The organism is Eoetvoesiella sp., assembly GCF_035555955.1.
Taxonomy (GTDB): Bacteria; Pseudomonadota; Gammaproteobacteria; order Burkholderiales; family Burkholderiaceae_B; genus Eoetvoesia.
In genome coordinates this window covers 241988-250882 of the sequence record NZ_DATMGA010000016.1, presented here as the reverse complement: position 1 = coordinate 250882, position 8895 = coordinate 241988, and the positions used below count along the sequence as shown (strand labels likewise).

Below are 8895 nucleotides of genomic sequence, written 5' to 3'. Positions count from 1 at the left end.
ATAGGCCAGACGTAGTCCGGCAAATTAATGACACGATATTAGGAGAACGGCCGCACTATCGGTATTGGCGTCGACGACAGGTTGATGAAGAAAGTTGTTCCACCTATGAAAAAACCGGTTCGGATCCTGGAGATCCGAACCGGTTTTTGATGAAACGTTTGTGGGAGCGGCCATCAGGCCGCCCACAAGACCTGCAAGCCGTTATGCCACCGCCACCAGGCGGTCGAGCTTTTCCCGATCGTCCAGAAGAACCTGGCTGTCGGAATCGTGCACGATTTGTCCACGGTCGAGCACGATCGCCCGATTGGTAAGCCCCAGCGCCATGCGGGCGTGCTGCTCGACCACGATGACGGTCATGCCGCTATCGGAAACCAGGCGCTTGATGACCTCGAGCAGCTCCTGCACGATGATGGGGGCCAGGCCTTCCATGGGTTCGTCCAGCAGCAGCAATTGCGGATTGATCATCAGCGCGCGGGCAATGGCCACCATTTGCTGTTCACCGCCCGACAACTGGTTGCCCATATTGCCGCGCCGCTCTTCCAGCCTGGGGAACACCTGATAGATTTTCTTCAGGTCCCATTCGCCGGGACGGGCCACCACGGTCAAGTGCTCTTCCACCGTAAGCGACGGGTACATGAGGCGTTCCTGGGGAACCCAGCCCAGGCCGGCATGCGCCCGCCTATAGGTGGACACGCGGGTCATGTCCTTGCCGCGCCAACGCAGCGAGCCGCTATGCAGGCGGGTAATGCCCATCATGGTCAGCAGCAGGCTGGACTTGCCCACCCCGTTGCGGCCCAGCAGCGCCAGGCTGTCGCCCTCGTTCAGGGCCAGGGAAATACCCTCGAGCACCACGGATTCGCCGTAGCCCGCACTGACGTTTTCGAGCGCCAGCAGCTCTTTGCCATTACTCTTCATGCTCGGCCTCGCCCAAATATACTTCCTTGACCCGCTTGTCGGCGGCTATCTCGGCAGGTGTGCCTTCTGTGAATACCTTGCCGCCCACCAGCACGGTGATGCGCTCGGCAAAACGGAACACCAGCCCCATGTCGTGCTCGATGAACACGATGGTGACGTCGCGCGGCAATTGCGCAATGACCTCGAAGAGCTCGGCGCTTTCGGCCGAGGGAATGCCCGCGGCAGGTTCGTCCAGCAACAAGACCTTGGGTTTGGTGGCCAGCGCCAGGGCGATTTCCACCAGGCGCTGCTTGCCGTACGGCAGGCTGCGCGTAATGGTGTTGGCGTCGGCGCTTAGCTTCAGCGTGGCGAGCAGTTGCGCGGCTTCTTCGATGGCCGCGGTTTGATGCTCGACGGTTTTATACCAGGCCTTCTGCAGCCCTTCACGCTCGCTGATGGCCAGAATGACCGATTCAAGCACGGTCAGGCCGCCGAACAGGGTGTTGATCTGGAATGTGCGCGTCATGCCCAGCTTGACCCGCTGGTGCTGGGGCAGGCTGGTGATGTCGCGGTCGCCGAAAAACACCTTGCCGGAGGTGGGCGCAAGCGCCCCGGTCAGCAGGTTGATGAAGGTGGTTTTACCGGCCCCGTTGGGCCCGATGAGCGCATGGCGCGCGCCGGGCGCGAATGAAAGCGACACATCGCTATTGGCCCGGAAAGTACCCCAGACCTTGCTTATGCCTTCTGTGCGCAGAGTCGTGTCCGTCATGCTCGACCTCCTTGTCCGGCCGCGCGTACGCGACGATTCTCGCGGAACCGCTCGATACTGCCCAAAATGCCTCCTCGTCCCACCATTACGATGACGATCAGCAGCAGGCCGATCCAGAACTGCCAGTACACAGGGTTGATATTGGCGATTTGATCTTTGGCGATCATGAACACCACGGCGCCGATCAGCGCGCCGTACAGGCGGCCCGTACCGCCCAGCACGAGGACGATCAGCAAGTCGGCCGAACGGTCGAAACCCAGGGAGTCCAGGCCGACGAATTGCGTTGTCTGGGCCAGCAGCGCCCCCGCGATGCCCGCGAGGAAGGCGCTGATCGTATAGACAACGACCAGACGGCGGTTGACGTCGACCCCGATTGCCGGCATGCGCTTGACACCTTCGCGGATGCCGATAAGGCTAAGCCCGAACGTGGAGCTGACCAGGCGCCGGACGCCCAGGAACACGATGAACAACATGGCGAAGCTGTAGAAGAACGCGGTGCGGCCGGCCAGATCGAATTCGAACACGCCGAACAGCTTCCACATGCTGACACCCCACAGGCCGTCGACGCCCCCGGTAATGAACGCCGCCTTGTTGGCCACTTCGTAGAGCATCAGGCAGATGCCCAGGGTAACCATGAGGCGTGTCAGGTCGTGCCCGCGCACGACCAGGAAGCTGCACAGGAAGCCGAACACGCCGGCCACCACGGCACCAAGCAGCATGCCGCTGATGGGTTCGCCCCAGCCATGCACTGCAAGCAGGCCGGCGGTATACGCGCCCAGGCCGAAGAAAGCGGCATGGCCCAGCGAAACGACGCCCGCGTAACCCAGCAGCAAATCAAGCGACAAGGCAAAGATGCCGAGAATCATGATTTGGGCCGCCAGGACCAGATAGCCCTGGAGCAGGAAGAACACCGCAAACGGAATCAGCCAGAAAACGATTTCGAGCTTGTGCCAGCGATCGTTGGGCACACGAGGCGCCGGCAGCATGTTGGCAATGGATAGGGAAGACAGGGATAGATTCTTCATGAGCGCCTCGAGATCAGTCCGGATGGGAACAGAAGCAACAACACCACCATCAGCCCATAGATGACGAAGGCGCCGATAACCGGCACGTAGTATTTGCCGGCCACGTCAAACACACCCAGCAGCACGGCCGCCAGCAAGGGGCCGCGGATGGTGCCCGCGCCGCCCACCGCGACGACGATCAGGAAGTACACCATGTACTTGAGCGGAAAAGTGGGGTCGAGCCCCAGCACGTCAATGCCCAGGCCTCCGCCCAGGCCGCCCAGGCCCGAACCCAACGCGAACGTCAGGCTGAACACCTGGCTGACGTTGATGCCCATGCCCGCCGCGGCCTGCTGGTTGTCGACCGAAGCACGGATCTTCGCGCCGAAGCGGGTGCGTTCGATGAGCAGGCCCAGGGCCAGCGTAATGAGGATGACGACGCCGATAAGGAACAAGCGGTACACGCCGACGGCCAGGCCCAGAATGGTGACTTGGCCTTTAAGCCAATCGGGCAAGTGAACCGGCTGCTGCGACGGGCCCCAGAAATACGTTGCCGCCGCCACGACCATGAAGGTCAGGCCGATGGAAAACAGCACTTGGTCGAGCGCGTCGGCCTCGTACAGCCGCCGATACAAGGTGCGTTCCAGCACGAAGCCGACAAAGGCGCTTACCAAAAAAGCGATGGGCAACGTGGCCAGGAACGGAACGCCCATGCGGTTCATGAGTTCGACGCAAACATAGCCGCCAACCATCGCAAATGCGCCGTGGGCCAGGTTCACGAAATTCATCAAGCCCATCGTGACCGACAAACCGACACTGATCAGAAACAGCAAGCTTCCGTATGCAATGCCGTCGAACAATACGCCGACGAAATTTCCTAGCATGGCGGCCACCTATGCGCCCTGGACGGCAGCTGTGCGCTGCCGGCTGCATGTTCTAGCATGGTTTATTCACTCCTTGTGGGATGTCTGAACGTACTTGAATTATCAAAAATGCAAACTGCGATACAAAAGTACGTACTTGAATCTCGCCCCGTTCTGGGAAGACTCAAGCACGTCTTGGGGGTGAACGCCTTGAAACCGGCGCACATTGCAATAATCCAGTCTAGACGCCCGGATCCTTGAACTGGGCAATCTTGTCGAATTCGACGTTCCACATCTGCCCATCCACCTCTTCGGATTTGCGGATGTAGATGTCCTGGATGACATCGCGGGTTTCGGCATCGATGGTCATGGGGCCGCGCACGCTCGTCCACGATGCGCCCTTCATGGCCGCGAGTATTTTATCCCCATTTGCATCACCGTTGGTTTTTTTCAGTGCCTCATAAATGAGATGCATGCCGTCGTAGCCGCCCACCGAATGGAAATTGGGCCGCATTCCGTTGTTGTCGCGGGCGAAGCTGGCCACGTATTCCTTGTTTTCCGGCGAAGGATGGGCCGCGGAATAGTGGTGGCTGCTGACGATGCCCTTGGAGACCTCGCCGATGCTGACCATGAGATCGTCGTCGAGCACGTCGCCGGTGCAGATCAGGCGGATGCCCTCGGCCGCAAGGCCGCGTTCGTTGAACTGCTTGATCAGCGAAGCGCCTTCACCGGACGGCACGAACACGAACAGCGCCTCGGGCTTGGAGTCTTTGACACGCTTCAGGAACGGCGCGTAGTCGGGATTGAGCAGCGGCGTGCGGATGCTGTGCATGATGGAGCCGCCGCCGGCCGTGAATTGCTTGACGAACACTTTTTCGGCGTCGATGCCGGGGCCGTAGTCGGCCACGAAGGTGATGGCCGACTTGATGTTGTTCTTGGTTGCCCAGTCGGCCATCGGAGCCGTAACCTGCGGCAGGGTGAAGCCGGTGCGCACGATATACGGCGAACGCTTGACAATGACCGAAGTGGCTGCCGCCATGACCACCATGGGGGTCTTGGCCTGCGTGGCGACCGGCGAGGCGGCGAACGCCAGGGGGGTCAGGCCGAAGCCGGCCAGGATCTGCACGCCGTCGCGCGTGACCAGCTCCTGGGCGATGCGCTTGGTCATGTCGGGGGCAACCCCGCCATCGTCCTTGAGGATGACCTCGACCTTGCGCCCCGCGACGGTGTCACCGTATTTTTTTTGATACAGGCTCACGGCCGCCGCAATTTGCTTGCCGGTGGAGGCAAACGGCCCCGACATGGGAACGATCAGGCCCACCTTGACGGGATCGGCGGCGAAACTGCGCATGGGTACAAGACTGGCTGTAGCCGCGGCGGCGCCACCCAGAATCAGGTGGCGGCGTTGCACGTTCACAGGATGTGTCATCTAACTCTCTCTACTATTCAATAAAACTAATAAAATGGCCCCCCGAGGGGGGCCATGGCTCCACAAAAAAATGTCGGGCTCAGATATCGAGCACTAGCAGCGGCGTCTTGGAGCGCGAGCAGCAGGGTGTGAACTGGTCGTTCGCGGCGTGCTCGGAATCGGTGAGATACAGATCGCGATGATCGGGTGTGCCTTCCAGCACGCGAGTCAGGCAGGTGCCGCACACGCCCTCTTCGCACGAAACGGGAACGAAGACGCCGTTGTCTTCCAAGACCCGGGTAATGGGTGTGTCGGCCGGAATATCGAATACCTGGCCGGTGCTGGCGATCTTGACCTGGAAGGAGACGTCGCCGCTGGTGTCTTGTTCGGCCGCGCCGAAGTATTCACGGTGCACCTGGCTATCGGCCCAGCCCAGATTCTTGGCGGTGCCGAGCACGTAGTCGATGAACCCGGTGGGACCGCAAACGTAGATGTGCGTCTCGGGATCGGGCTTGGCGATGACGCTTTCCAGTTTGAGCTTTTGGTCATCGGCGCCGTTATCGTAGTGAAAATGCACTTTGTCGACGAAGGCCGATTTCGAGATGGCCTCACGGAACGCCGTGCGCTCTGGGGAACGCGCACAGTAGTGCATTTCGAAATTGCCGTCGATTTTGCTCAGGCGCCGCGCCATGCACAGGATAGGCGTGACGCCGATGCCGCCGGCCAGCAGCACCGTGCGCTTGGCCTGCACCAGGCCGAAATGATTGCGGGGCTCGCTGATGTTGATGGTGTCGCCGACCTTGATGCTGTCGTGCACGGCAATGGAGCCGCCCCGCGACGCCGGGTCGCGCAGGACGCCGATCATGTAGCGATGCTGTTCGGATGGGTCGTTGAGAAGCGAATACTGGCGGGTAAGGCCGCCGGGCGTGACTTCGACGTCGATATGCGAACCGGCGCTGAATGCCGGCAGGGGCTGGCCGTCGACACTGGCAAGTTCGAGGCTGACGATGTCCTCGGCTTCCAGCACCTTATTAACTACTTTTACGGAAAGTTGTCTCATCAAGTTATACGGTACAAAGCGGATTTACCCGCATTTCTGCGGGTATGGGAAATACTGGCACGCAAAGAAAGCGCGGCTACAAGCCTTAAGCGGGCTCAGCGGCGGGGGTTTGTTCTGCCTTGATCATACGATCGAGGATACGACGTGATTGTACGCCACCCGTGTCGATATTCAACATCAACAGGCGCCGATCCGGGTAATCCTGCAGATTGCGCTGCTGCGCTTCCAGTACTTCGAGGTCCTGACTGAAGATGTGGCCCTGGCCCTCGCGGATGCTTTTCGTGAGCTCGGCGTCTTCGGGCTTGAAGTTGCGCGCCATGCCCCAGAAGTACCAGTGCGAGGTTTCGGTTTCGGGCGTCATGAAGTCCACCACGATGGCCGCCGCCTTGTGTTCCTTGGGGGCATTGATGCCGCCATTGCCCGCATGGGCGACCCCGACATCGATCAGGACGTGGCTGGGAGGAGAGAAAACCGAGATCTGCCAGCGATCGACAGGCACTTTGTCGTCCAGCCCATTGGCGCGCAGTGCGTTTGCCCAGAAAGGTGGCGCCATGATGTTGTCCATATAGCGGCTGGTATAGACGTGGTCGCCTTCGACCTTGGTGTTAACCGGCGATTCGTCGATCTCGTCCTGGCCGATGCTGCCGGTATGCACATACGCCTCGTGGGTGAGATCCATGAGGTTGTCGATCATGAGGCGGTAGTCGCAATTGATGTGATACAGCCCGCCGCCGTAGGCCCATTCGGGGCTGACCGCCCATTCGAGGTGGGGAATGAGCGAATCGTCGGCCAGCTCGGCCTCGCCGGGCCACACCCAGATGAAGCCGTAGCGCTCCACGACCGGATAGGACTTGACGCAGGGGAAGCCGGCAACGCGCTGCATGGGCATGGAAACAACCTTGCCGTCGCAGCCCATGACCAGGCCGTGATATCCGCAAACCAGGTTGCCATGTTCGACATAGCCCAGCGACAGCGCCGCGCCGCGATGAGGGCAGAAATCCTCGACAGCGGCCACCTTGTTTTCGGCGCCGCGGTAAAACGCGATTTTCTGACCGCAAATTGTCCTTCCCAATGGCTTGCCATCGATTTCATCGGGCGTACAGGCGACATACCAGGTATTTTTAGGAAACATAGTTGCCTCGCAAAAAGTAGAAACGACCGGACTTGCCATGCAACCGCAGTCATCGGAAATCTTTATCCATTATGCACTGCCCGCGGCGTGGCGGCGCATTTGCCGCAACCAACATTCAGTGCACTGAACCTAAGGTTATTTTTACCCTTGCATGGATATATATCTACTAGGGTTTTCCCTAGATTTCAGCTTGATTGGTGTCGGCTTCGCGGGCGACAGCCGGCCCGGCCTTGAGGCGGGACAAGGGCGCGCGGCTTTGAAAGTTGTTGATATGCACCAGTTTTTGCAGCAACTCCATGAAGGTTGCTTCCTCTTCCTCGGTAAAACCCTCGAACAATCGGTCATGCAGGCGGGCAATGCCCTCGCCCGTGCGCTGCAACAGCTCTTTGCCGGCGTCCGTAAGGTAAAGCGCCCGCTGGCGGCGGTTGTTGGGATCGATGTGGCGGACGAGCAGCTTTTTTTCTTCGAGCCGGATCGCTACGCTGGCAGCGGTTGAAGTGTCCATGGCAACCAGCCCCGCCAACGAAACCTGGTCGATTCCCGGATGCTCGATAAGAATGCGCAAGATCGCGTACTGGATGGGGGTGACGAACTGGCCGAGCTCATCGTGGAAAATCGACGCGGAAATTTGCTGCGCCCGGCGCAACAGATGCCCAGGCTGAATATAAAGATCGGTCAGCGACTCGTCCGACGCTTGCTTCGTCATTGTTTGCCTCGCAGGTATATCAACTTCTTTGGCCTAATTCTAGCAACGATTTCACAGCCGTGAGCAAAGAAGAAACGCATGAGCGCCAGCGGCCGCATATGCCGCGGCTATGCTCAGCCCAAGCGGGCCCGCCGAAAGACCTGCGGGGGCTCGCCGGTGTTATCGACAAAAAAGCGGCTGAAATTAGAGGGATCCTTGAATCCCAGATAATAGGCAATCTCGCTGACGGTAAGGCTGGAATACAGCAGCAGCCGCTGCGCTTCCAGAACCATTCTGCGATGCGCGATCTTCAGGGGCGACTCCCCCGCCACCTCGCGGCATGCCCGGTGCAGGGTTCTTTCGGTGACCGCCATCATGCCCGCGTAGCTGGCAATAGGAAGCTGCTCGCGGTAATGCCGCTCGAGCAACTCGCGGAAATCGGCGTACAGCTGGCTCCGGCGCTTCGTTTCGGAGCCTGGAGCCAGTTCTTCGCGCGCATATCGGGAAAGCAGACCCAAAATAGCCAGAAGATTGGCCGAAAGAATGGCGCCCCGGCCCCGACGCGCTGATGACAGGTTGTCGCCTATGGTTTTCAATGCCGTTTCGATATGCGCCAGATCGCGGCCCGCCTCGTGCAGCGCATGCACCATGGGATGCATCAGCATTTCCGGCAATTGCGGTTCGCCCGCAAAACGGGCCAGCTCATGAATATAGCTGTCGGAAACCGTCAGAATCTGGCCCGCCGCCCCGGGGTCATAACGAAAACTGTGCACCACCAGCGGCGGCACCAGAACAATGGAAGGCGCCTCGAACGTGTCCTCCGACAAGTCGAAATTGAAATGCCCGCATCCCGTCTGCAGCACGACCATCTGGAACAGATCGCGATGGCGATGGGGGAACAGCTCCCAGTTGTATTTGCGGACGCGCGTCGAAATTCTCTCTACGTGCAGGAAACGCAGATCGCCGCCGGGAAGGCGGTCGTCGTAATGAATGAATGGCGGGCCGTCGGCAGCGCCTCCCGTCGGGGAGACGCTGCCGTTGCGGCTGCCTTGTGCGGAGGCGCCCACTTATGCGATACAG

General features: G+C 60.0%; 9 protein-coding genes. All 9 read right to left on the bottom strand.

What is annotated here, in order from left to right; genetic code table 11:
• Positions 1-201: 201 nt before the first annotated feature.
• Complete coding sequence (locus VNT00_RS05580; protein WP_325585321.1) at positions 202-915, bottom strand: ABC transporter ATP-binding protein; 714 nt, start codon at positions 913-915, stop codon at positions 202-204.
• Positions 905-1663: an ABC transporter ATP-binding protein gene (locus tag VNT00_RS05575; protein ID WP_325585319.1), complete on the bottom strand. Its 759-nt coding sequence runs from the start codon at positions 1661-1663 to the stop codon at positions 905-907. The genes VNT00_RS05580 and VNT00_RS05575 overlap by 11 nt, the downstream gene beginning before the upstream one ends.
• The gene (locus VNT00_RS05570; protein WP_325585317.1) at positions 1660-2688 is read right to left on the bottom strand and encodes a branched-chain amino acid ABC transporter permease; all 1029 of its coding nucleotides are present in this window, start codon (positions 2686-2688) and stop codon (positions 1660-1662) included. The genes VNT00_RS05575 and VNT00_RS05570 overlap by 4 nt, the downstream gene beginning before the upstream one ends.
• Positions 2685-3551, bottom strand: a complete 867-nt coding sequence (locus VNT00_RS05565) for a branched-chain amino acid ABC transporter permease (RefSeq protein ID WP_325585315.1) — start codon at positions 3549-3551, stop codon at positions 2685-2687. The genes VNT00_RS05570 and VNT00_RS05565 overlap by 4 nt, the downstream gene beginning before the upstream one ends.
• A 220-nt stretch (positions 3552-3771) precedes the next feature.
• On the bottom strand, positions 3772-4959 hold the full coding sequence (locus VNT00_RS05560; protein WP_325585313.1) for an ABC transporter substrate-binding protein: 1188 nt from the start codon (positions 4957-4959) through the stop codon (positions 3772-3774).
• A gap of 79 nt (positions 4960-5038) precedes the next feature.
• Positions 5039-5998 (bottom strand): PDR/VanB family oxidoreductase, encoded by a 960-nt coding sequence (locus tag VNT00_RS05555; RefSeq protein WP_325585311.1) that lies wholly within the window; start codon positions 5996-5998, stop codon positions 5039-5041.
• An 85-nt stretch (positions 5999-6083) separates the two neighbouring features.
• Positions 6084-7130: an aromatic ring-hydroxylating dioxygenase subunit alpha gene (locus VNT00_RS05550; RefSeq protein WP_325585309.1), complete on the bottom strand. Its 1047-nt coding sequence runs from the start codon at positions 7128-7130 to the stop codon at positions 6084-6086.
• Positions 7131-7308: 178 nt separating this feature from the next.
• Positions 7309-7836, bottom strand: coding sequence for a MarR family winged helix-turn-helix transcriptional regulator (locus VNT00_RS05545; protein ID WP_325585307.1), 528 nt, complete (start codon positions 7834-7836; stop codon positions 7309-7311).
• Between the two features lie 113 nt (positions 7837-7949).
• Positions 7950-8882, bottom strand: coding sequence for a helix-turn-helix domain-containing protein (locus VNT00_RS05540; RefSeq protein ID WP_325585306.1), 933 nt, complete (start codon positions 8880-8882; stop codon positions 7950-7952).
• Between the last annotated feature and the right edge of the window lie 13 nt (positions 8883-8895).